Source organism: Pseudoalteromonas sp. SR41-8 (assembly GCF_014163915.1).
Taxonomy (GTDB): Bacteria; Pseudomonadota; Gammaproteobacteria; order Enterobacterales; family Alteromonadaceae; genus Pseudoalteromonas; species Pseudoalteromonas rhizosphaerae.
Genome location: NZ_JACJEE010000002.1, coordinates 73,446 through 96,293 on the forward strand (window position 1 = coordinate 73,446; position 22,848 = coordinate 96,293).

Annotated in this window: 22 protein-coding genes; 18 read left to right on the top strand and 4 right to left on the bottom strand. The window is 41.8% G+C overall.

Going from position 1 to position 22,848, the window contains the following annotated elements; all coding sequences use genetic code 11:
- Positions 1-49: 49 nt before the first annotated feature.
- Positions 50-3,517 (bottom strand): ribonuclease E, encoded by a 3,468-nt coding sequence (rne, locus tag H5162_RS01925; RefSeq protein WP_182777501.1) that lies wholly within the window; start codon positions 3,515-3,517, stop codon positions 50-52.
- Positions 3,518-4,142: 625 nt separating this feature from the next.
- Here rne and rluC point away from each other — a divergent pair.
- Together rluC and H5162_RS01935 are read left to right on the top strand one after the other, a co-directional pair.
- A complete protein-coding gene (gene rluC, locus H5162_RS01930; protein ID WP_145233581.1) occupies positions 4,143-5,102 on the top strand; it encodes a 23S rRNA pseudouridine(955/2504/2580) synthase RluC in 960 nt (319 codons plus the stop codon).
- The gene (locus H5162_RS01935) at positions 5,099-5,743 is read left to right on the top strand and encodes an HAD-IA family hydrolase (protein ID WP_182777504.1); all 645 of its coding nucleotides are present in this window, start codon (positions 5,099-5,101) and stop codon (positions 5,741-5,743) included. Before rluC ends, H5162_RS01935 begins: the two co-directional genes overlap by 4 nt.
- Positions 5,744-5,761: 18 nt before the next feature.
- Here H5162_RS01935 and H5162_RS01940 read toward each other — a convergent pair whose 3' ends face one another.
- Positions 5,762-6,355, bottom strand: coding sequence for a nucleoside triphosphate pyrophosphatase (locus tag H5162_RS01940; RefSeq protein WP_182735232.1), 594 nt, complete (start codon positions 6,353-6,355; stop codon positions 5,762-5,764).
- Positions 6,356-6,497: 142 nt separating this feature from the next.
- Here H5162_RS01940 and yceD point away from each other — a divergent pair, with 142 nt between their 5' ends.
- The 14 genes from yceD (at position 6,498) to H5162_RS02010 (ending at position 18,297) form a co-directional block, all read left to right on the top strand.
- Positions 6,498-7,022 (top strand): 23S rRNA accumulation protein YceD, encoded by a 525-nt coding sequence (gene yceD / locus H5162_RS01945; RefSeq protein WP_145233584.1) that lies wholly within the window; start codon positions 6,498-6,500, stop codon positions 7,020-7,022.
- Between the two features lie 9 nt (positions 7,023-7,031).
- Complete coding sequence (gene rpmF, locus H5162_RS01950) at positions 7,032-7,202, top strand: 50S ribosomal protein L32 (RefSeq protein WP_002962381.1); 171 nt, start codon at positions 7,032-7,034, stop codon at positions 7,200-7,202.
- Positions 7,203-7,214: 12 nt separating this feature from the next.
- Positions 7,215-8,258 carry a phosphate acyltransferase PlsX gene (gene plsX, locus H5162_RS01955; protein WP_145233585.1) on the top strand — a complete coding sequence of 348 codons (1,044 nt, stop codon included), beginning with the start codon at positions 7,215-7,217 and terminating at the stop codon, positions 8,256-8,258.
- A gap of 59 nt (positions 8,259-8,317) precedes the next feature.
- Positions 8,318-9,244, top strand: coding sequence for an ACP S-malonyltransferase (gene fabD / locus H5162_RS01960; RefSeq protein WP_145233586.1), 927 nt, complete (start codon positions 8,318-8,320; stop codon positions 9,242-9,244).
- Positions 9,245-9,256: 12 nt separating this feature from the next.
- Entirely contained in the window at positions 9,257-10,003 is a 747-nt protein-coding gene (gene fabG, locus H5162_RS01965; RefSeq protein ID WP_145233587.1) for a 3-oxoacyl-ACP reductase FabG, read from the top strand.
- 240 nt (positions 10,004-10,243) lie between these two features.
- Positions 10,244-10,480 (top strand): acyl carrier protein, encoded by a 237-nt coding sequence (gene acpP / locus H5162_RS01970; RefSeq protein ID WP_016707440.1) that lies wholly within the window; start codon positions 10,244-10,246, stop codon positions 10,478-10,480.
- Between the two features lie 118 nt (positions 10,481-10,598).
- On the top strand, positions 10,599-11,837 hold the full coding sequence (gene fabF / locus H5162_RS01975; RefSeq protein ID WP_149982366.1) for a beta-ketoacyl-ACP synthase II: 1,239 nt from the start codon (positions 10,599-10,601) through the stop codon (positions 11,835-11,837).
- Positions 11,838-11,891: 54 nt separating this feature from the next.
- The gene (gene pabC, locus H5162_RS01980; RefSeq protein ID WP_259398170.1) at positions 11,892-12,734 is read left to right on the top strand and encodes an aminodeoxychorismate lyase; all 843 of its coding nucleotides are present in this window, start codon (positions 11,892-11,894) and stop codon (positions 12,732-12,734) included.
- Positions 12,728-13,729 (top strand): endolytic transglycosylase MltG, encoded by a 1,002-nt coding sequence (mltG, locus tag H5162_RS01985; RefSeq protein WP_149982365.1) that lies wholly within the window; start codon positions 12,728-12,730, stop codon positions 13,727-13,729. The genes pabC and mltG overlap by 7 nt, the downstream gene beginning before the upstream one ends.
- 54 nt (positions 13,730-13,783) lie before the next feature.
- A complete protein-coding gene (gene tmk / locus H5162_RS01990) occupies positions 13,784-14,413 on the top strand; it encodes a dTMP kinase (protein WP_149982364.1) in 630 nt (209 codons plus the stop codon).
- A 1-nt stretch (position 14,414) separates the two neighbouring features.
- A complete protein-coding gene (gene holB, locus H5162_RS01995; protein WP_182777506.1) occupies positions 14,415-15,311 on the top strand; it encodes a DNA polymerase III subunit delta' in 897 nt (298 codons plus the stop codon).
- Between the two features lie 7 nt (positions 15,312-15,318).
- A complete protein-coding gene (locus H5162_RS02000; RefSeq protein ID WP_145233592.1) occupies positions 15,319-15,645 on the top strand; it encodes a PilZ domain-containing protein in 327 nt (108 codons plus the stop codon).
- Between the two features lie 11 nt (positions 15,646-15,656).
- Positions 15,657-16,436, top strand: coding sequence for a TatD family hydrolase (locus H5162_RS02005; RefSeq protein ID WP_182739752.1), 780 nt, complete (start codon positions 15,657-15,659; stop codon positions 16,434-16,436).
- A 7-nt stretch (positions 16,437-16,443) separates the two neighbouring features.
- Complete coding sequence (locus H5162_RS02010) at positions 16,444-18,297, top strand: metallophosphatase (protein ID WP_182777508.1); 1,854 nt, start codon at positions 16,444-16,446, stop codon at positions 18,295-18,297.
- Here the strand turns inward: H5162_RS02010 and H5162_RS02015 are convergent.
- Both H5162_RS02015 and rsmF read right to left on the bottom strand, forming a co-directional pair.
- Positions 18,294-19,118, bottom strand: coding sequence for a polysaccharide deacetylase family protein (locus H5162_RS02015; protein ID WP_182731435.1), 825 nt, complete (start codon positions 19,116-19,118; stop codon positions 18,294-18,296). The two genes, H5162_RS02010 and H5162_RS02015, sit on opposite strands and share 4 nt — an antisense overlap.
- A 369-nt stretch (positions 19,119-19,487) precedes the next feature.
- Positions 19,488-20,924, bottom strand: a complete 1,437-nt coding sequence (gene rsmF / locus H5162_RS02020; protein WP_145234083.1) for a 16S rRNA (cytosine(1407)-C(5))-methyltransferase RsmF — start codon at positions 20,922-20,924, stop codon at positions 19,488-19,490.
- 264 nt (positions 20,925-21,188) lie between these two features.
- On the opposite strand from rsmF, the gene H5162_RS02025 reads away from it, so the two are divergent.
- Both H5162_RS02025 and prpB read left to right on the top strand, forming a co-directional pair.
- Entirely contained in the window at positions 21,189-21,893 is a 705-nt protein-coding gene (locus H5162_RS02025; RefSeq protein WP_182734859.1) for a GntR family transcriptional regulator, read from the top strand.
- Positions 21,894-21,964: 71 nt separating this feature from the next.
- The gene (gene prpB / locus H5162_RS02030; RefSeq protein ID WP_145233598.1) at positions 21,965-22,843 is read left to right on the top strand and encodes a methylisocitrate lyase; all 879 of its coding nucleotides are present in this window, start codon (positions 21,965-21,967) and stop codon (positions 22,841-22,843) included.
- Positions 22,844-22,848: the final 5 nt, after the last annotated feature.

A 22,848-nucleotide genomic window follows, 5' to 3' on the forward strand; every position in this document is an offset into this window, starting at 1 on the left:
TTTTCATTTACGCGGCTTTTTAGTGTGCTTTTAAGCTAAACCAAAAGTGTTAGTCAACACTCATGGTTTTAGTCATTGCAGCATTCGCGCGACCAGCTGGTTTGATAGAACCGGCACGTAAGCCGCTATCTGGAATAGCGTCACGTTTGTCGTGTGCCATCGCTTTTGGCGTATGGGCGACTTCGCTATCTGCAACAGCAGTAGGTTGTGCCATTGGCGCACTTGCTTTACCTGAAGTGATCACTGTTTTAGTGTGTGCTACAGGTTTTGCAGTAGGCTTAGTCTCTGCCATTGGTGCTTCCTCAACAACTACTTCTGAAGCAGGTTCCGCAGCAACTGGCGCTTGTTCAACCACTTCTTCAGTTGGTTCAGCAGCAACAGGCGGTTGTTCAACCACTTCTGGAGTAGGTTCTACAGCAACAGGCGCTTGTTCAACCACTTCTGGAGTTGGTTCTACAGCAACAGGCACTTGTTCAACCACTTCTTCAGTAGGTTCTACAGCAACAGGCGCTTGTTCAACCACTTCTTCAGTAGGTTCAGCAGCAACTGGCGCTTGTTCAACCACTTCTTCAGTAGGTTCAGCAGCAACTGGTGCTTGTTCAACCACTTCTTCAGTTGCTTCAGCAGCAACAGGAGCTTGTTCAACCACTTCTTCAGTTGCTTCAGCAGCAACTGGCGCTTGTTCAACCACTTCTTCAGTTGCTTCAGCAGCAACAGGCGCTTGTTCAACCACTTCTTCAGTTGCTTCAGCAGCAACAGGTGCTTGTTCAACTACTTCTGGAGTAGGTTCAGCAGCAACAGGCGCTTGTTCAACCACTTCTTCAGTAGGTTCAGCAGCAACAGGTGCTTGTTCAACCGCTTCTGGAGTCGGTTCAGCAGCAACAGGTGCTTGTTCAACCACTTCCGGAGCTGATTCAGCAACGGCAGGTTTTTCTTCAACTACTTCTGCAGCTTGCTTATTTTGCTTGGCTTTTAACTCAGCTTCATATTCAGCAGCGGCTTGATCTGCAACTGGAATAAATGCTGGTGGTTGTGTACCTTGCGTTGGCGTAGCTTCTTCACCCTCAGGACGACGACGGCGTTGCCCAGCAGCACGTAAATGACGTGGAGAACGGCGTGAACGCGTACGCGTTTGGCCTTGCTCTTCATCAGTCGATGTTACTGTCTCTTGCTCGTTTGGTGCCGTCTGTTCAGCTTTTTGCTCAGGCGCTTCAACAGCCGTTGTTTCAACAGCAGTAGTCTCAACCGGTGCTTTAACTTCTTCAGTTTGAGTTACAACTGGCTTAGCTGGCTTGTCATCAACAACAGGCGTAGCTTGTAGCTCTGCGTCATTATTGGTTGTAGCCGGTTGTGCATTTTCATCTTGTAGGCGAACTTTTTTACGTAAGTTACGGCGCTGACGACGAACCTTAGGTTTTTGCTCCGTTGCTTCAACAACGACATCTTGGCTTGGTGCAACGTCTTTTACGTCAGCTTTTGCTTCGGTTTTTTCTGCTACTACTTTGCTGTCATCGTTACGGTTATCGTTACGCTTACGTGAGTTAGGATTGCGACGACGTTTGTTACGGTTATCGTTTCTTTCCTGTTGCTCGTTGTTTTGCGTGTTTTCAACTGCTGGCGTTTCTTCAGCTACGCTTTCTGTACGCTCGCTTTGCGGTTTAGTGCGTGAATTATTGTTACGACGACGTTGGTTATTACGACGACGTGTATCACCGTCATTGTTACGACGTGGATTATTACGAGATTCACTCGCTGTTTTTTGCTGCTGTTGCTCTTTACTTTCTGTTTGCTCAGCAGGCGTTGCAAATAAAGCCTTAAACCAATTGCTGATAGTAGTAAATAAACTTACCTGCGGCTGGGCTGCAACACTTTGTGGTGCCGCTGCTGGGGCTGCTTGAGCCTGAGCTTGTGGTGCTGGTGTTGATGGCATAACTACGCCTTTTAACACCGGCTCTTCACGTACCGCGACCGTTGGTGTTTTTGATGTTTCATACACTTCTTGTTCAGGTAATGTGATTTGCTCGTAGCTTGCTGCTTCAATTGTTTCATCTTTACGCAAACGCATTACTTCATAATGTGGTGTATCCATATGTTGATTTGGAATGATCACCACATCACAGTTATGACGTTTTTCGATGCGATGCACGCTACGGCGTTGCTCATTTAACAGATATGAGGCAACCGCTACAGGTACTTGGGCATTAACTTGTGAGGTATTGTCTTTAATCGCTTCTTCTTCGATTAAACGTAGGATTGACAATGCAATCGACTCGTTTGAACGAATAGTACCTTGACCACTACAACGTGGGCATGGGCCTTGGCTCGCTTCACCTAATGAAGGGCGTAGGCGCTGACGCGACATTTCAAGTAAGCCAAAACGCGAAATTTTACCAATTTGTACACGGGCACGATCTGGACGAACAGCATCTTTTAAGCGATTTTCTACTTCACGTTGATGGCGCGGTGGTGTCATATCAATGAAGTCGATAACGATTAAGCCACCTAAGTCGCGTAAACGTAATTGGCGAGCAATTTCGTCTGCAGCTTCTAAGTTGGTATTAAGCGCAGTTTCTTCGATATCGCCGCCTTTAGTGGCTTTAGATGAGTTGATATCGATAGAAGTAAGTGCTTCAGTTGGGTCAATAACAATTGAACCACCAGAAGGTAAGCGTACTTCACGTTGAAACGCAGACTCAATTTGGCTTTCGATTTGATAATGAGTAAAAAGAGGCACTTCACCTTGATAAAGTTTTACACGGCTCATGAAGTCAGGGCGAAAACGCTCAATGTGCGCTTTAGCTTCTTCAAATACACGGGCTTTATCAATTAGGATCTCACCTATGTCACGGCGTAAATAATCGCGAATCGCACGGAAAATTACGTTGCTTTCTTGATGAATTAAGAACGGTGCTTTACCGCCATCAGAGGCTTGCTGAATCGCATCCCAATGAACAAGCAGCGCTTTTAAATCGTAGTTTAGTTCTTCAAACGATTTACCAACACCGGCAGTACGCACGATTAAACCCATGCCTTTAGGCAGTTCTAAACGACTTAAAGCTTCTTTAAGTTCAGTGCGTTCATCACCTTCGATGCGACGAGAAATACCGCCAGCACGAGGATTATTAGGCATTAAGACTAAGTAGCTACCTGCAACACTAATAAAAGTGGTGAGGGCTGCGCCTTTTTGGCCGCGTTCTTCTTTGTCTACTTGGACAATAACTTCTTGACCTTCTTTGATCACGTCACGAATATTCGGACGACCATGGAAAGTATAACCTTGTGGGAAGTAAGTACGGGCTATTTCTTTTAAAGGAAGGAATCCGTGACGATCAGCGCCGTAATCAACAAAGGCGGCTTCTAATGACGGTTCTATACGAGTGATTTTGCCTTTATAAATATTGGCTTTTTTTTGTTCGTGACCCGGGCTTTCGATATCTAAATCATACAGGCGCTGGCCATCAACCAGTGCTACGCGCATTTCTTCTTGCTGCGTCGCATTGATTAGCATACGTTTCATATTGTTACTCTACTGTGTTATGTCTCTGACATGACGAAACTTTTCGCCTGTTCAGTTGCTCCCATCGCTTCTTTTTGTACAATCTCACGACTGGGTCTGTGGGGGAGCTTGGTACTGTATCCGTACTCTAAGTATCTTTATGGTGCTGGCTGACAATAACGTGTTGTCACGTTATTAAATTCTATTATGGTGCCAAAACTATCGGCTGTTTTTTTACAGTGACGTATTCGAGTTCTGTCCAGAGTCGACCATTAATTAAATTAACTTGTACGGTTACAACACATCTGCTGAACGGCGTATTGTACGCCGTCACGATCAGACAAATTATCTGTTCAAATTGCTTTTTTCATCAACATTAAATAACACTTCATGCTCAAACTTAACTGGCGATATATTACACGCATCGGAGTTAATTGAAGGCACGTGTAAACTGGGTATGTATAAAAGCTTTGGAAAACTTATCTCGGATCTGTATGATCAATTACCCAGAATGTGCATCACGAATGTTTTAATGTGTTAAAAAGCACCGTTGTTATTTGCAAATATATATTTGCGACGGTGATTATCCCATTATTATAACTGTGTTAGCAACTAAAATTATTTTACTTAAATCAGTGATTAGGCAATGTCAGAAAAAACCGGCTTACAAGTATCTTTCGTCACGATTACCGAAGACCATTTAGGTCAACGGATTGATAACTTTCTTATTACTCATTTAAAAGGGGTGCCTAAAAGCGCTGTGTATCGAATTCTTCGCAAAGGGGAAGTGCGGGTTAATAAAAAACGCATCAAACCTGTGTATAAATTACAACTCGATGACATCGTTCGTATTCCACCAATACAAATAGCTGAACGTGAAGAGTTTGTGCCTAAAAATCTTGATGTAGTGACCAAACTTGAAGAGGCTATTTTATTTGAAGATAAATACCTTATCGTCATTAACAAACCATCAGGCATGGCTGTGCATGGCGGCAGTGGGCTCAGTTATGGTTTAATTGAAGCATTGCGCGTATTGCGCCCAGATGAGCGCAGTTTAGAGCTTGTACATCGTTTAGACCGTGATACATCAGGCTGTTTGTTAATCTCGAAACGTCGTTCAGTGTTGACCAGCTTGCATGAACAGTTACGTGAAAAAACCATGGAAAAGAATTACTGGGCATTGGTTGATGGGCAATGGGATTCTAAAACTAAAAATGTCACCGAAGGGCTGCGTAAAAACACCCTACAATCAGGTGAACGAGTAGTACGTGTGGATAACGTTGAAGGTAAACCTTCACATACTCGTTTTAAAGTACTGGAGCGCTTTGCTGAATGTTCGTTAGTGCAGGCATCACCAGTAACAGGTCGTACTCACCAAATTCGTGTGCATACACAATGTAAAGGTCATGCAATTGCTTGTGATGATAAATATGGCAACCAAGCATTTGATGCGGCGATGCGTAAAGTGGGATTAGGGCGATTATTTTTACATGCGCACGATTTGAGTTTTTATCATCCAAAAAATGAAACTACTATGCGAGTAGAAGCGCCGCTTGATAAAGCGCTGGCTAATTGTATTAAAACGTTACGTGCCGCAAAACCGTGAAACCCTATAAATTAGTTATATTTGATTGGGATGGCACGGTGATGGATTCAGTGGCTAAAATAGTTAACTGTATGCATCAATCAGCGAGAGTCTGTGGTGTAGTTTGCCCCACTGACGAGGCGGTTAAAAATATCATTGGTTTATCACTTGAGCAGGCCGTGACGGTGTTATTTCCTCAGCAGAGCCATTTACACGCTGATTTAATCGCCGGTTATAAGCATCAGTATAAACATCTTGATAATACGCCTACACCCTTATTTGCTGATGTAGAACAGACTTTAGCGGCATTAAAAAACCGTGGCGTATTGTTAGCTGTTGCTACCGGCAAAAGCCGAGTCGGCCTTGAACGCTTGCTGGATGAAACACAGTTACGGGATTACTTTGTAGCGACCCGCACCAGTGATGATGCATTGTCAAAACCAGCTCCTGATATGTTGTTGCAACTGCTGGATGAACTCAATATTAGCCATGATGATGCGCTGATGATTGGCGACACTAAAATAGATATGGCGATGGCAAAAGCGGCCAATATTGACCGTTTAGGTGTAACTATGGGGGTGCATAACGCCCAGCAGCTAAACGAGTTTACATCGATTGCGACAGTTGATTCGTATCAGCAACTAGCTGCGCGTTTAGTTTAAGTCGTAGTGAATAAATAGTTAGTCTTGATTACTTAACACATCCATACCAAACTCAGTCAATAATTGGCTGAGTTTGATAAGTGGTAAACCAATCAAGCTATTAGGGTCATCACCGCTAAGCTTTTCAAATAAACAAATACCTAAGCCTTCGCTTTTAAAGCTGCCTGCACAATTGTAGGGTTGCTCTGCGTCGCAGTAAGCAGATATTTGTGCTTGTGTCAGTGTTCTAAATGTAACATTAAAGGGTTCAACTAGGGTTTTTGTTTTATTGCTTTGAATATCATAAACACATAAGCCCGTTAGAAATGTGACTGTATTACCGCTAAATAAACTCAGTTGTTTAATGGCATTTTCTTTGTTGTGTGGTTTACCTAAGATTTGTTGCTCAAATACGGCAACTTGATCAGAGCCAATTACTAAGCCTTGTTTAAAAAGGGCAGTGGCTGCGCGTGCTTTGAGTTCACTTAAGCGTTTTACAAGTTCAACAGGGGCTTCATTGGGTAGTGCTGATTCGTCAATATCAGGTGAAAAACTGTCGAACGGCAGATTAAATTTTTGCAATAAAGACTGACGAAAGGGTGAACTTGAGGCTAAAATAAGCGGGTGCTGCATGGATTGTTTTCCTAATGAAAATTAGATTGAGTTAGGATAAATCAGATCCGTTGGCAAAACAAAGAAATGAATCGCGAAAAACCAGCTAAAATTGGTTTTTTACTTTGACTAACCAAGTAACTATCTATATGATGCAGCCCCTATGCAAAAGGTGAAAATTCCCATCACTCTTCATCCAGGCAAGGCAGCGCAACACCGTTTAAAGTATGACGGCATTGTACCGCTTGAAAAACTTACCCGTTTACGGGAAGTTGTGCAGGAAGAAGTAGGTGAAATAGCGGTAAAAATTCATTGCAAAAACGATGATCAAGGTTTCGCTGTGATTAGAGGCAATTTGTCCACACATGTTACTGTCACTTGTCAACGTTGTAATGGTGATTTAGGGTTGGATTTGGTTCAAGACTTTGTTTATTCACCAGTCGGTGAGGATACAGAGTTAGAGATTTTTCCAGAAGACTACGATGAAGTAGCGCTTGATGAAAATGGTGAAGTTAACGTTTTTGATTTAATCGAAGACGAACTAATTTTAGCCGTGCCATTAGTTGCTACCCACAACGAAGCTTCATGCAGTTATTCAGCAAAGCCTGCCAGCTTTGGTGTTTTAAAAGCGGAAGATGATAAACCAAATCCATTTGATATTTTGAAACAACTTAAGAAAGATTCTTAGGAGAAGACTATGGCTGTACAAAAAAGCAAAAAGTCTCGTGCAAGACGCGGCATGCGCCGTTCACACGATGCGATCAGTGGTCCAACTTTAACTGTAGACCAAACATCTGGTGAGACTCATCGTCGTCACCATGTGACTGCAGATGGTTACTACAAAGGCGTTCAAGTAATTTCTAAATAAGAGATTGCTTTTATGCTGACCAATCTAACAATTGCGTTAGATATGATGGGGGGCGATTATGGCCCCCGTTCATCTATCCCCGCAGCCGTTAACGCGGTAAATGCAAATGCCAACCTAAGATTGATCTTATGTGGCAACGAACAAGTAATATCTAAAGAACTCGAGTCTCTCGATTCTCTATCTCATCCTCGTTTAATAATTCGTCATTGTAGTCAAGTAGTCACCAATAGCTGTGAACCGTCTTCTGCTGTGCGATCTAAAAAAGATTCCTCAATGCGCGTTGCCCTTGATTTAGTTAAATCAGGTGAGGCACAAGCGTGCGTTAGTGCCGGAAATACCGGTGCATTATTATTTATGGCTCACTATGTGCTGAAAATGTTGCCAGGCGTAAAACGTCCTGCATTGATCTCGGCTGTGCCAACTGAGCGAAAAAATCCGGTTTACTTACTTGATTTAGGTGCGAACGTGCATTGTGATGCACAAACCTTATATCAATTTGGCATTATGGGTTCGGTTGTCGCAGGGCAAGCACTGGGCTGTGATAGTCCAAAAGTGAGTTTATTAAATATTGGCTCCGAAGACATTAAGGGCCATGAAGATATCAAACAAGCTGCACAACTGATGCAACAATGTAGCTACCTTAATTATACTGGTTACAGCGAAGGTAGTGATATTTTTACTGGTAAGTCAGATGTGATCGTCTGTGAAGGTTTTGTGGGCAATGTGGCTTTGAAAACCTGTGAAGGGATTGCCAAGCTGATTATGTTTAAGCTTACCAAAGCACTGCAAAAGCACTTTTTCTATAAATGTTTAGCATTTATGTTACAGCCAGTAATAAAAAAACTCTATAAACGGGTGAACCCCGACCAGTATAACGGCGCTTCTCTGGTAGGATTGCGCGGTATTGTCGTAAAAAGCCATGGAAATGCTTCAGCTAAAGCATTTCATGCTGCTATCGACGAAGCTGCTAGAGAGGTGGAACGTCAACTTCCTGAAAAAATTGCAGCTATCTTCGAGCAAACACATTCAACTAAAAAAGTCGCAACTGACGATTAATTACTATGTCAGGTGCGTACTTAAAAATTTATTTATTTGTTTAATTAAAAGAGCAAAGTATGGCACAAAAAATTGCACTTGTTTTTCCGGGTCAAGGCTCACAATCTGTGGGTATGTTAAGTGAACTATTAGAGCAATCTGATATTGTTAAAGCGACGTTCGCGCAAGCATCAGCGGCACTTGGTTATGATTTGGCTGCATTAGTACTTAATGGTCCAGAACAAGAATTAAATCAAACCCATCGTACGCAACCGGCATTATTAACAGCATCGGTGGCAATTTACCGCCAATGGCTTGCTGCAAATCCAGATGCAGACGTAACGATGGCAGGTCACAGTTTAGGTGAATACTCAGCGCTGGTATGTGCTGATGTGTTGAGCTTAGGCGAAGCTGTAAAATTGGTTGAAAACCGTGGTTTATATATGCAAGAAGCTGTGCCAGCAGGCGTGGGTTCAATGGCTGCGATCATTGGTTTAGGTGATGACGAAATTAAAGCCGCGTGCTTGGCATCAGCACAAGGTGAAGTGGTTGCACCAGTAAACTATAACTCACCGGGTCAAGTTGTGATTGCAGGTCATAAAGCCGCAGTAGACAGAGCATCAGAAGCGTGTAAAGAAGCCGGTGCAAAACGTGCATTGCCTTTATCGGTAAGCGTACCTTCACATTGTGAACTAATGAAACCAGCGGCAGAAAAATTAGCAAAAGATTTAGCTGCTTTAACATTTAATACACCTAAGTGTGATGTAATTAATAATGTTGATGTAACAGCTGCAAGTTCAGCGGACGCTATTAAAGATGCATTAGTGCGTCAACTATACAGTCCAGTACGATGGACAGAAACAGTACAAGCATTGGTAGCGCAGGGCATTACCCAAAGCTACGAGTTTGGCCCTGGGAAGGTGTTAACGGGTCTTGCTAAACGCATTGATAAAGCAATGGTATGTGGTTCGGTGAATAGCCAAACTGCCATTGACGAAGCAAAATAAGAGTAGGAAAAAATGGCAAATTTATTTTCGTTAGAGGGCAAAGTTGTCCTAATCACAGGCGCTAGTCGTGGTATTGGTAAAGCAATCGCCACTACATTAGTAGCACAAGGTGCTAAAGTTGCTGGTACTGCAACCAGCGAGTCCGGTGCTGCAAATATCAGCGAATACTTAGGCGAGAATGGTAAAGGTTATGCGTTAAACGTAACTGATCCTGCGTCGATCGAGGCGACACTTGCTGCGATAAAAGCAGATTTAGGCGATATCGACGTATTAGTAAATAATGCCGGTATTACTCGCGATAACTTACTTATGCGTATGAAAGATGCAGAGTGGGACGATATCATTGATACTAACTTGAGCTCAGTTTTTCGTTTATCTAAAGCAGTGTTACGCCCGATGATGAAAAAGAAAAACGGTCGAATTATCAATATAGGTTCAGTTGTTGGTACAATGGGTAATGCAGGGCAAGCTAACTACGCGGCAGCTAAAGCGGGTGTAATTGGTTTTTCTAAGTCGTTAGCGCGTGAAGTTGCTTCTCGTGGTATTACAGTCAACGTAGTTGCTCCTGGTTTTATTCAAACAGATATGACCGACAGCTTAACTGACGAGCAAAAAGCAGCTACGCTTGCTAATGTTCCTGCTGGGCGTTTAGGCCAACCGGATGAAATTGCCGCCGCAGTATGTTACTTAGCATCTGATGCAGCAGCGTATGTTTCAGGCGAAACTTTGCACGTAAATGGTGCGATGTACATGGTGTAAGGAACTTTGTTCCTATTTTGTTTTGAGGCGGCTTGTCGAAAAATGTTGAATTTTTTGTTAACTTGCTTTAAACATACTTGAATTCGTGCTGAAAATAAGCGATAAAAGACACAAATAACCGTCAAGAGGTTTGACCAGATAAAAAATTATCAGCAAATCCTTGAATCACAGAATTATGCGCCGTAAACTACGCCGCAATCTGAAAATAACGCATTGGCGTTTTTAATAAAGGAAAGAAGAATGAGCGACATCCAAGAACGCGTAAAGAAAATCATCATTGAGCAACTAGGTGTTAAAGAAGAAGAAGTAAAGCATGAAGCTTCTTTCGTTGATGACTTAGGCGCAGATTCACTTGATACTGTTGAATTAGTAATGGCTCTTGAAGAAGAGTTCGATACTGAGATCCCAGATGAAGAAGCTGAAAAGATCACTACAGTACAAGCTGCAATCGATTACGTAACGGCTCACGCTGAGTAATCAATCGCATATTAAGGGCAGCGTTCGCTGCCCTTAATCTATCTATACCCTGTATTTCCACGCATTTGGGTATTAATACCCACCAGAAAAATAATAATTCCCTTATTGGAGGCAAACCGTGGCTAAACGTCGAGTCGTCGTAACTGGCTTAGGAATGTTGACGCCGCTAGGTAATGATGTTGAATCAACCTGGCAAGGCTTGTTAAATGGCAAAAGTGGTATCCAAACTATCACTCATTTTGATACATCTAGTTTTGGCACCAAGTTCGCTGGTTTGCTGAATGATTTTGATGCGTCAGCCTATATGCCGGCAAAAGATGCTAAAAAAATGGATTTGTTCATCCAGTATGGCATTGCAGCAGGTGTACAAGCACTACAAGATTCTGGCCTTGAGATCACAGAGCAAAACGCAGCCCGCGTTGGTGTTGCTGTGGGTTCGGGCATTGGTGGTTTAACACTTATTGAAGAAAACCACATAAAGTTATTAAACAGTGGCCCACGTAAGCTTTCTCCTTTTTACGTGCCGTCGACCATTATCAATATGATCTCTGGTCATTTATCGATTATGCACGGTCTACGTGGTCCAAATATCTCTATCGTGACAGCCTGTACAACAGGTTTACACAACATTGGTCACGCTGCGCGCATGATTGCTTATGGCGATGCTGATGCGATGGTTGCCGGTGGTGCAGAGAAAGCCTCAACGCCAATTGGTATGGGTGGTTTTAACGCTGCACGTGCGTTATCAACCCGAAACGACGATCCGCAAGCTGCATCACGTCCATGGGACAAAGACCGTGATGGCTTTGTACTTGCTGATGGTGCAGGTGTTATCGTACTTGAAGAATACGAGCATGCGAAAGCCCGAGGTGCAAAAATCTACTCTGAGTTGGTTGGTTTTGGTATGAGCGGCGACGCTTATCACATGACGTCGCCACCAGAAGATGGTGCCGGTGCAGCCTTGGCAATGGAAAATGCTTTAAACGATGCGCAAATCAATGCAGATCAAGTGGGTTATATTAATGCTCACGGTACATCGACTAACGCTGGCGATAAAGCAGAAACTTCTGCAGTTAAGTCAATTTTTGGTAATGCTGCCAAAGATGTGATGGTGAGTTCATCAAAATCGATGATGGGTCATTTACTCGGTGCAGCAGGCTCTGTTGAATCAATTATCACTATTTTGTCGTTACAAGATCAAAAAGTAACACCAACAATTAATCTTGATAACCCTGATGAAGGCTGTGATCTGGACTACGTTCCACACACGGCTCGTGATGCGAAACTTGATTACGCATTATGTAACTCATTTGGTTTTGGTGGTACTAATGGCTCGTTGGTATTTAAAAAGGTATAATCTTTTTTAACAACGAGACAAAATAAGAGCCCAGTTGTTACTGGGCTTTTTTATATGCAAAATATGCCAAAACAAAAAACTCACATAGCGCAAACAATAAAATTAGTCACGCCACAGCAAGGCGTTAGCATAAGTAGCAATGATCGCGGCTTTAATTATGGCGATGGCTTTTTTACAACTGCAAAAATAGTTGATGCTCAAGTAGAGCATTGGCCACTTCACAGTGCACGATTAGTTGAATGCGCGCAGCGACTTAGTTTTGGTGAGCTGGATTTATCGGCACTGCAGCAAGCAATCGCTGAGTATATTAAGACGGTTTCGCTGGGCGTGTTAAAAATAGTGGTTACACGTGGTGAAGGAGGGCGTGGTTATGGCCTTCCTGAACAAAGCAATTTATTGATTGTACTGTCGCTATTACCGTTTCCTTCACACTACGCTCAATTAGCACAACAAGGTATTAAACTCGCTATTAGTCCTGTGCAACTTGCATCGCAACCATTGCTTGCTGGTTTGAAAACGTTAAATCGTTTAGAGCAAGTAATGATCAAACGCGCCATGCAAGGGCAAGATTGTGATGATGTACTGGTGTGTGATTATCACAATAATGTGATTGAAACCTCTGCGGCAAATATTTTTGCTATTAAAAATGGTCGAGTTTTTAGTCCAAGTTTGCAAAACTGTGGTATTCAAGGGGTTTATCTGCAATCACTGTGTGATAAGTTAACCATTGAATTTACTGATATTAAGCTAGAACAATTGCTGCAAATGGAGGCAGTATTTAGTTGTAATAGCTTAATGGGAATTGTGCCTGTTACAGCGATTGATGGTATGCAATTTGAGTTAGCAAATAGTTTAGTATTATTGCATGGTTTATTTACCAAGGAGTCTGCGTGTTAAGAGTGATTATATCGATTGTGTTGCTAGCATTATTGGTAACTGGAGTTGGTTATCAACAGTTGCAAGCTACTATTAACAGTAGTTTAAAAGCGCCAGCAAATACGTTGTTTGAAGTTAAAAAAGGCACGGGGTTTAATCAACTCTGCCAACAGTGGCAAGCAAAAAAATGGTTAGATGGGTGCTTACGTTATCAGATACTCGCGAAACTCGATCCGACACTGACGGATTTAAAAGCTGGTTTATATCAACTTAATAACGCCACGGTGCTTGATAACATTCGGCAAATCAATCAAGGTAAACAAGTAAGCTTTAGTTTTACAATTATTGAAGGTCAGTCACTTCGTGACGTGTTAGCGGCAATAAGTAAAGCCCAGTACCTTCGTCAAGATTTAAGTCTTGGTGAGTTATCTCAGCAAATAGTCGGCTCTGAGCAGCATTTAGAAGGGTGGTTATTTCCTGATACCTATTATTATCATGCTAATGATACGACAAGCTCAGTGCTCAAACGAGCGCATAAAATAATGCAAAATGTACTTGATGAGGCTTGGCAAAACAGGGCTGCTGATTTACCGTTTAAAACGGCCTACGAAGCATTGATTATGGCCTCAATTATTGAAAAAGAAACAGGTCTTGCCAGCGAACGGCCATTAATAGCCTCTGTATTTACTAATAGACTAAATACAAAAATGCGCTTGCAAACTGATCCAACCGTGATTTATGGCATTGGTGCTGACTTTGATGGTGATATAAAACGTAAAGATTTAACTAATCATACTCCGTATAATACATATAAAATTAATGGCTTACCGCCTACGCCGATTGCTATGCCGTCAAAAGCGGCAATACTTGCAGCAGTCAATCCACCTGAGTCTGAGTACCTTTATTTTGTTGCCAAAGGCGATGGTAGCCATCAATTTTCTAAAACCTTAAAAGAACATAACAAAGCAGTACAAGATTACTTACGTTATCAAAAACAGTTAAGCAAATCAGAGTAAAAAATATAAAACGAGAAAGCCGATTAATGCTTTTTCAAACTAAAAAGAGAGATCATGACAGCAGCAAAATTTATTGTGATTGAAGGCTTAGAAGGGGCCGGTAAATCGACAGCTATAGCAATTTGCCAACAGTTTTTAGAGCAGCACAAAGTTGATTTTATTAATGTACGCGAGCCCGGCGGGACACCCATCGCTGAAGCACTGCGCACTATTGTAAAAGATAACCATGTCGAACAGATTGCCAGCGAAACAGAATTACTGCTGATGTATGCAGCCCGTTCGCAACTGCTACATAATGTTATTCGTCCAGCACTTGCTAAAGGACAATGGGTATTAGGCGATCGTCACGATCTATCATCGCAGGCTTACCAAGGCGGCGGACGTGAAATTGCCGCTACTACGTTAGATTCTCTCGCCAATATTGTATTAAAAGGTTTAAAACCAGATCTGACCATTTATTTGGACATTGAACCTGCGGTGGGCCTTGCCCGTGCGAAAGGACGCGGTGAACTGGATCGTATAGAACAACAAGCATTGAGTTTTTTTGAACGAACCCGCGCACGCTATTTAGAACTCGCAAATAGTGATGACACTATTAAAACAGTTAATGCAGGTCAAAGTATGCAATTAGTACATCAAGATATTATTACCGTGCTTGAACAATTTATGAAAAGTAACAATTAACATGATTTATCCTTGGCTTAGCAATGTTGAGCAGCAATTAGCAGCCAGTTTTAATGCTGGGCGTTTTCACCATGGACAATTATTTAATGGTCAACAAGGTGTTGGTAAGCGCGCCTTAGTGGAGCAGCTGGCTAATGCATTATTGTGCTTGTCTGCAACTAACTTAGTCCCTTGTGGGCATTGTAAGAGCTGCCATTTAAATCAAGCGGTTACTCATCCTGACAAATATGTAGTGCAAGCTGATGGACAAAGCATTGGTGTGGATGATATTCGCAGTGTCAGCGATTTCATGCATCAATCAGCGGCGCAAAATGCCAATAAAGTGGTGGTGATCAATGATTGCCATAAAATGACCACAGCGGCGGCCAATGCCTTACTTAAAACGTTAGAAGAGCCCAGCCCGCAGCGATTTTTGTTACTAACAACGAGTGCGACAACGCAATTACCGGCCACTATTTTAAGTCGCTGCGCGCTTACACAAGTAAAAGTGAATGACGCCAATGTTGCTATGAATTGGATTTCCCAACTGCACGTTCCTGCATATCCATGGTTAAAAATGTTTACCCAGCAGCCATTATTGATTGCCCGTTGGCAACAAGATGAGCAGCTGGAAGTAATCGATGAATTGTATAAGTTTGCAACTGAGCTAAAACAAGGCCATAATTTCAGTGCGTTAGTTGATATTATCAGTAAAGATACAGATCGTGTTCGCGTCTTTTGTTTATTTTTAAGCGAACAATTAAAACAACAACTCATTGCTGGAATGGATTTTGATTCATATCAGAGTGCGCAAAATGCATTGGCCGAATTTGTGCAAAACAGTACACAGATATTAGGATTGAACTTGCCGTTGGCAGTGTCTCGTTTAGCGTATCGTTTACGTAAAAGCTATAAGTAGGATTATTGTGCAAGAATTATTAGTCGATTTAGATGATCTAGATGAATTATACCGCTGCTATATGCCGTATTTAAAAAATGGTGGACTATTTGTGCGCACTAATATGCGTTATGAGATGGGTCATTCATTGGCATTAAAAGTGACATTACCGGATGCGCTTGAAGATGATGTAATAACCGGAAAAGTTACATGGATCACGCCACAAGGCGCGCAAAGTTCTAATCCACCGGGCATTGGTATTAGTTTTATCGATGATAAAACTAACCTAAATGTGAAGATCGAAAAACTACTAGGGACTATGTTAAACTCTGGTAATCCAACTTATACCATGTAGTAAGCAGTAACATGATTGTAGATTCTCATTGCCATTTAGACCGACTCGATTTTGATAAACTCGATTTAAACTTAGACCAAGTACTTGATAGTGCACGGGCTAAACAAGTTGAACACTTTTTATGTGTGAGTGTCACACTTGATCAATTCCCTAGTATGCTAGAAAAAATTCAAGGCTATAGTGATGTCTCTGCCTCGTGTGGTGTTCACCCGCTTGATCAAAAAGACGCACTTGATAAACAACGCTTAATTGATTTAGCAAGCCACGATAAAGTAGTAGCAATTGGCGAAACAGGGCTTGATTACTATTATTCGAAAGACACCCATGCCGTGCAACAAGCAAGTTTTGTGGGTCATATTGAAGTGGCGAACGAGTTACAAAAACCACTTATAATTCATACTCGCGATGCGCGCGACGACACCATAAACTTAATGCGTGAACATAACGCACAAAAGTGTGGTGGTGTATTGCATTGCTTTACTGAAGATTGGGATATGGCTAAAAAAGCCATCGACTTAGGCTTTTATATTTCTATCTCTGGCATTGTGACCTTTAAAAATGCCGTAGAGCTTAAAGATGTTGTTAAACAAATCCCTCTTGATAGATTATTAATCGAAACAGACTCGCCTTATCTAGCGCCAGTACCGTATCGTGGGAAAACTAATCAGCCCGCTTATGTGCAAGATGTTGCTTATTACATTGCTGATTTAAAAGGTATTAGCTACAAAGAGCTTGCCAACGCGACTACGGAAAACTTCTACTCATTGTTCAACTTAGTGAACAAAGGTTAATTAGCATATGAGCACAGCATCACTTCCTCTATTAATAATGGGGCCGATGGTGCGCCGAGCTGATGCTGCAGAGGTTTGCATACAGTTTGCAACGTCTGTAGCATCACAATTTAGTATTGAATTTGATGATATAGACGTTTTTAGTGAGCAACAGAGCATTGCTTTAGGTACTCATCTTTACTTGCACTTTGTGATCGTAAAACCGATTTCCGCAACATTGCCTGTTAATCAGCTGATCAGCTACCGCCTATTAAACAGCAACTTAGACGTTGATTTAAGTGATTTTTGTTATCAAGGAAAAGCCACCCCTGAATTTGTAATCCCGCAAAAACTTGAGCAGATTTTACATGGCTCATGCCGTAACCCACATCATCCTGCAAAAGATAGCTTAGTGGCTGCGAATGATTTTCAACAGCAAAATCGCAGTGTAAATAAAACCGGGGCGGATGTTTTACTGCTCTCTGGTGATCAAGTGTATGCCGATGATGTTGCTGGTGCGATGTTATTAGCAATTGAACGACTGATCAGCGTATTAGGAATATACAAAGAGCAACCACTGGCAATTGATTTACCTGCACAGTTAAGTGAACAACTGTATCAGCGCCACTTATATTTACCGACGGTCCCTTGGCAAAAACGCAATAAAATAGGGGTTGGCTATTGGCTAAAAAAAGATGAGCCACATTTTTCAAGCTTAAAAGCTGCAAATCACTTGATCTTTTTTGAAGAGTTTATAGCCCTTTATTTACTCAATTTTAGCCCGTTACTGTGGGACTTAATTGACTTTGATAGTATTAGCTATCAAGCAAGCTCGCCCAAATGCCAGCAAGTTTTTGATAATGAAAAAGCAGCTTTAACGGATTTTAAAAATGGCTTAGTACACGTTCAGGTGCTACTGGCAAATATTTCAACGTTAATGATGTTTGACGATCATGATGTTACCGATGATTGGAACTTGACGGCTGGTTGGGAGCAGGTTATTTACCAACATCCAGTTAGCCGCCGTATTGTTAATAATGGCTTGATCAGTTATTGGCTGATGCAAGGCTTTGGCAATGATGCAGGTCATAAAACAGCCGCTTTACTTGATGCGTTTAAGACGAGTTTTTCTGAGCAAAAACAATGGCAATTTAAAGCGTTTGATAAAACCATTCTCGAGTTTAATCATTGGCATTATGAGCTGAATACTGTGCCTAAAGTGGTCGTGCTGGATACCCGCACTCATCGTTGGCGTAATGAGCAAAACTTTAATGAGCCCTCTGGTCTACTTGATTGGGAGCGTCTCACTGAGCTAGAAGGCAGTTTAGTGACTCATGAACAAGTGATCATTGTCTCACCCGCACCGGTGTTTGGCGTTAAATCAATTGAAGCTATTCAGTCATTGTTTAATATTTGCGGACAGCCATTATTAGTTGATGTTGAAAACTGGATGGCCCACGAAGGCTCAGCTAAAAAGTTACTGGATACCTTTCGCCGTGACGATACCCCAAAAGAAACGCTTATTTTATCGGGTGATGTACATTACTCATTCTGTTTTTCCGTACAGAAACGCTTTGGTAAGCACCCCAATAGAATTTGGCAACTTACTGCCAGTGGTATTAAAAATGAGTTTCCGCGTAAATTAATTAACGTGCTGGATAAGTTAGACTCGATTTTATACGCGCCGAAAAGCCCGTTAAACTTTTTTACAAAGCGTTGGCAGATGGAAGTCGATAAACATCAAACCATCGGGGAGGGGCAAAAATACTTGGTGAGTGATTCAGCGATTAGTTTGATTGAATTACAACAAGGAAAGCTGGCGCGTTATCAGTTACTCCATCCCGATAATCGCACCACAGAGTTTGATTTAAGCAATGATTAATTTAATGGTTTGCGCTGTTGTCTTACATAGTCGCTAACGTTACTTACTGTATCTAACCAATAACCGTTAGCAGGATCTTTCAGATAAACAAGCAATTGCTCGAGTACTTTTGCGTCAGTGGTATATTGATCTCCGTTACCAATTTCATGGCCCGCTAAAATCAACCAAGCATTATTTTCCCGTAATTGATCCAGCATGGTAATGATTTCATCAAAACTCATTCCGTCGATCCTAAGTCCTGTTAGCTGTGCAAAATCAGTAAAATTAGGATTATTAGCTGACTCATCTAACCAAGTTCGGCCGCTGTCAAAATGTTTAGCGATTAAAGGCACGTAGCTCTTAGTATCAATGCCCCGGCCAACAAATGTATTGCCGCACGGATAAGCAAAGGCGCGAGGGGTCACTCCTAAATGATCTTTTAGGTATTGCTGCGCTGATAAAATATCATTTTCAAGCCACTTGAGTGTAGTGTGTTCAAGTGATAAGTCTTGTGCTCTTAACCATTCAAAATTCCCTGTACATACGTGGCTGCTGGTATGATTTGCAATTTCATGGCCCGATTTTACCGCGTCTTGCCACTGAGTTAGGCGCTGCTTGACGTTAAAAGGGGAAACATAAAAAGTTGCTTTGACTTGGTGCCTGTTCAAAATCGCAGCGCCAACATCGACTTGGCTGTGACGGGCATCATCAAACGTGATACTCACAGCATTTTGCGCTTTATGCGGGTAATTAAAACCAAGGTATTTTTGCGACTCAGGATTGGCAATAACAGAGAATGACAGTACTGAAATAGTCATGATCAATGAAGATATTTTTAACATGGTAGTCCTTACACTTTCCTAGTCTATATATAGAAACAAGTTATGTGTAATAAAGCAATGATTACCTAAGTGACTGAATAAATTTCAAGACGATAGCTTATTTATAGACAAAAAAACGCCCAGAACGAATCCGCATTGTTCTGGGCTTAGGGGATGGCTCTAATGAGCCTGCGCTAACTTTAAAAACACCTTCTAAGTTCATTAAGGGAGAAGTAGAAAGTAATATTAAGTGTAGTTAACATATGTAAAAAAACCCAATAAATGATGATTTTTTATACTGCTTATAAAACAACTGTTTGTCTTAAAACGAAGCGCAAAGCTTAAATTTTATACATTGGTTGTTGCCAACTTATCCACACCTTATTATTATCACCAGCTGATCAGTTGAGTGTTTTGTACTAAATCTCGAGGTAAGGAGTTTTTAATTTTATTTTTTTGCCATTTTCCAAGCCCTATCGGACAGCCACAAAGGGTTAAAACCACTTCGCCAAGTGCGTTGCTAGGTTCGCTTAAACGAATATCTTTACCTTGAAAGTAGTCATTGGCCTGCTCGTTACTTAGCGCAATTACATTAGCCTTACATTGGCCACCAAATACGGTGGCAAATTCGTGGTTAAGACGCACCCCATTTTTGTGGATCATGCCGAGGTGGATACCAAGTCGCGCGTATTTTATTTTGTTTTCAATGGCGGCAAACTGCTCAGGGAATAGCCACAGTTCTTTATCGCGCTGCATTAGTGAGCCGCTGAGTGATGTCAGGTCAAATTGTTTTTTTAGCTCAGTGTAAAATGCTTGGCTGGATTTTTTGTCAAACGGCTGAAAAGGGAATGCACCTTTTTTTACTTTTTGATTTGGATTATCGCAGCTAGCAAGCTTTTTAAACTTAGCAATAAAAAAGCCTTCGCTGTCGAATGTTTGCGGCCAGACATGCAAATAGCCTTCGCTGGTTGTGGCTCGCTCTGCACCTGCAAACAAATGATCTAATGGTTGTATTTCAAGATGCTCTGCAAACTCAGTGAGAAGATATTCGCACACTTGCTGATTTTCGAGCGGGGTTAAAGTACAGGTTGAATAGACTAATGTACCGCCTGGTTTTAATGCATAGAAAGCGCTTTTTATTAAGTTTTTTTGCACTTTGGCAATATCAATGTTTGACTCAATTGACCAATTCTTTAAGGCATCAGCATCTTTTCGAACCGTACCTTCGCCAGAGCATGGGGCATCGAGTAAAATACTGTCAAAGCATTCATACATATAATCGCCAAAAATAGCCCCATCAAAATGCGACAATGCACAATTGCCAACTCCCATACGCTTTAAGGTTGCGCTGAGTACTTTTAAACGAGATGACGACAGTTCATTGGCAACCAATACCCCGTGATTATTCATTAATGCTGCTAATTGAGAAGTTTTAGAGCCAGGAGCGGATGCCATGTCGAGCACATGAGTTGCATCAGTTAATGCGTCTTTAAGTGCTATTGGTGGCAGCATCGAACTGGCTTCTTGTACATACATAGCGCCACTTAAATGTAGATCCGTGTTACCCAGTGCCAGAGCTTGCTCTTCATGTTCACTGCGCTCTAACCAAAAACCTTCGCTACACCATGGGATTGGGCTTAATGTCCAGCCTCTATCAAGGGCATACTGCTGAAAATCCTCAACCGACATTTTAAGCGTATTGACACGTACAGATTTACGAAGCGGTCTGCGACAGGCATTGAGAAAGTCATCCAATGTTAGGTGTGCTGGTAAATAGGTCTTTACGTCATCTATAAAATGCTGGGGAATATAGGTATTGGCGTCCAAGGCAGTGCTCACAGAGAATTTTAAAGTTGTATTCTAGCATTATTAGTGGCTCAGAGCAGTGCCTTAAATAATCTTTTAAAGTATACAAGCCTGTCGACACTTGGTGCATAAATGTGTGTTTTAAGTGTTTTTAAACATTATTTATTATACTTATGTCGACAATAGCCGTTTTTAAACGCAGTTTTTACTGATTTAGGGTTGACACATTTACAGCTAAAGACCATAGTGTATCCGTAAATTGTCGACAATCTTAGAAGGTGAACAATGACGCAAGATGCTTTTAGTGAAACACCTATTACTACCGCCTCAGATCAGGTATTTGTGGATATGCGTCGAGAAATTGTCGAAGGCAGTATTGTTCAAGGTAGCAAGATATCCGAGCCAGAACTGGCAAAGCGTTATGGTGTAAGCCGTGCAACGCTTCGTGAAGCGCTTAACCGCCTTGAAAGTTGTTATTTAGTTGAGCGTAAAGCGAATGTGGGTTGTCGTGTTGTGGCACTTACAGCTGAACGTTTAATAGAAGTATATCAAGTTCGCAGTGCGCTTGAAGGTTTAGCGTGTCGTTTAGCTGCCGACAATATGGCACCGGATGAAGTACAAAGTTTAAAGCAATTACTTAATCAGCATCTGAAAACACAACGTGTAAAAGAGGGTGAGTCTTACTATCAAGAAGCCGGCGATCTGGATTTTCATTATCGCATTATTAAAGGCAGTAAAAACGACCACCTTATTCACTTATTGAGTAACGGACTTTATCAGTTAATTCGTATGTATCGTGTGCAAATGGGCATGGTTGGGCCTCGCGTATCAAAAGCGTTTGATGAGCACTTAGCCATTATTAATGCGATTGAAAACCATGATGGGGAATTAGCTGAGTTATTGATGAAGCGCCATATCAGTGCATCGCAAGCCAATATACAAACGAAGTTTAATTTACATGCCGCGCAAAATGAGCGCGTGGAGCAGTAAAAACGTCATATTAAACCATTAAAAAATATAAGTTGTCATAAAGCAACCCCGTTCAAAGTTAGGAGAATGTAATGTCAGCAGGATTAAAATTTAAACAGGCGATTGCCAATAATCATCCATTACAAGTCGTCGGCACAATCAACGCTTACACGGCGATGATGGCTGAAAAAATGGGTCATCAAGCAATTTACCTTTCAGGTGCAGGTGTCGCGAATGCTTCATTTGGTATGCCTGATTTGGGGATGACCAGTCTTGATAACGTACTTGAGGATATTCGCCGTATTACTGGTGCTAGCGATTTACCATTATTAGTTGATGCCGATACAGGTTGGGGCGGGGCGTTTAATATTGCTCGCACAGTCAAAGAGATGACCAAAGCCGGCGCGGCGGGGTTTCATATTGAAGACCAAGTAGCGCAAAAGCGGTGCGGCCATCGCCCGAATAAAGAAATTGTCTCGCAAAGCGAGATGGTTGACCGTATTAAAGCAGCTGTTGATGCTAAAACTGACAGTGACTTTTACATTATGGCGCGTACTGATGCGTTTCAAAAAGAAGGCTTAAATGCCGCGATTGAACGTGCAGCAGCCTGTGTTGAAGCCGGCGCCGATGCGATTTTTGCAGAAGCCGTACACGATCTTGCCGACTATCAAGCCTTTACCAAAGCGATTAATGTGCCTATTTTGGCTAACATTACTGAGTTTGGCCAAACGCCAATTTATACTAAAGAGCAACTAAGTGATGTAGGCGTAGAAATGGTGCTTTACCCACTCAGCGCGTTCAGAGCAATGAATAAAGCGGCACTTAACGTCTATTCAGCAATTTTAAATGAAGGCTCTCAACAGAGCCAAATTGAAAATATGCAAACACGTGCTGAGCTTTATGACTTTTTAGATTATCACTCGTATGAAAATACACTCGATAACCTTTTTTCAGCAAAATCTGATAAATAATAATA

Coding starts and splice junctions, on each gene's coding strand:
- tmk (WP_149982364.1), top strand. CDS start 13,784: ATGACAGCAGCAAAATTTATTGTGATTGAAGGCTTAGAAGGGGCCGGT.
- rpmF (WP_002962381.1), top strand. CDS start 7,032: ATGGCTGTACAAAAAAGCAAAAAGTCTCGTGCAAGACGCGGCATGCGC.
- pabC (WP_259398170.1), top strand. CDS start 11,892: ATGCAAAATATGCCAAAACAAAAAACTCACATAGCGCAAACAATAAAA.
- yceD (WP_145233584.1), top strand. CDS start 6,498: ATGCAAAAGGTGAAAATTCCCATCACTCTTCATCCAGGCAAGGCAGCG.
- plsX (WP_145233585.1), top strand. CDS start 7,215: ATGCTGACCAATCTAACAATTGCGTTAGATATGATGGGGGGCGATTAT.
- rne (WP_182777501.1), bottom strand. CDS start 3,517: ATGAAACGTATGCTAATCAATGCGACGCAGCAAGAAGAAATGCGCGTA.
- rluC (WP_145233581.1), top strand. CDS start 4,143: ATGTCAGAAAAAACCGGCTTACAAGTATCTTTCGTCACGATTACCGAA.
- H5162_RS02005 (WP_182739752.1), top strand. CDS start 15,657: ATGATTGTAGATTCTCATTGCCATTTAGACCGACTCGATTTTGATAAA.
- holB (WP_182777506.1), top strand. CDS start 14,415: ATGATTTATCCTTGGCTTAGCAATGTTGAGCAGCAATTAGCAGCCAGT.
- H5162_RS02015 (WP_182731435.1), bottom strand. CDS start 19,118: ATGTTAAAAATATCTTCATTGATCATGACTATTTCAGTACTGTCATTC.
- fabG (WP_145233587.1), top strand. CDS start 9,257: ATGGCAAATTTATTTTCGTTAGAGGGCAAAGTTGTCCTAATCACAGGC.
- H5162_RS02010 (WP_182777508.1), top strand. CDS start 16,444: ATGAGCACAGCATCACTTCCTCTATTAATAATGGGGCCGATGGTGCGC.
- acpP (WP_016707440.1), top strand. CDS start 10,244: ATGAGCGACATCCAAGAACGCGTAAAGAAAATCATCATTGAGCAACTA.
- H5162_RS02025 (WP_182734859.1), top strand. CDS start 21,189: ATGACGCAAGATGCTTTTAGTGAAACACCTATTACTACCGCCTCAGAT.
- H5162_RS01940 (WP_182735232.1), bottom strand. CDS start 6,355: ATGCAGCACCCGCTTATTTTAGCCTCAAGTTCACCCTTTCGTCAGTCT.
- fabD (WP_145233586.1), top strand. CDS start 8,318: ATGGCACAAAAAATTGCACTTGTTTTTCCGGGTCAAGGCTCACAATCT.
- prpB (WP_145233598.1), top strand. CDS start 21,965: ATGTCAGCAGGATTAAAATTTAAACAGGCGATTGCCAATAATCATCCA.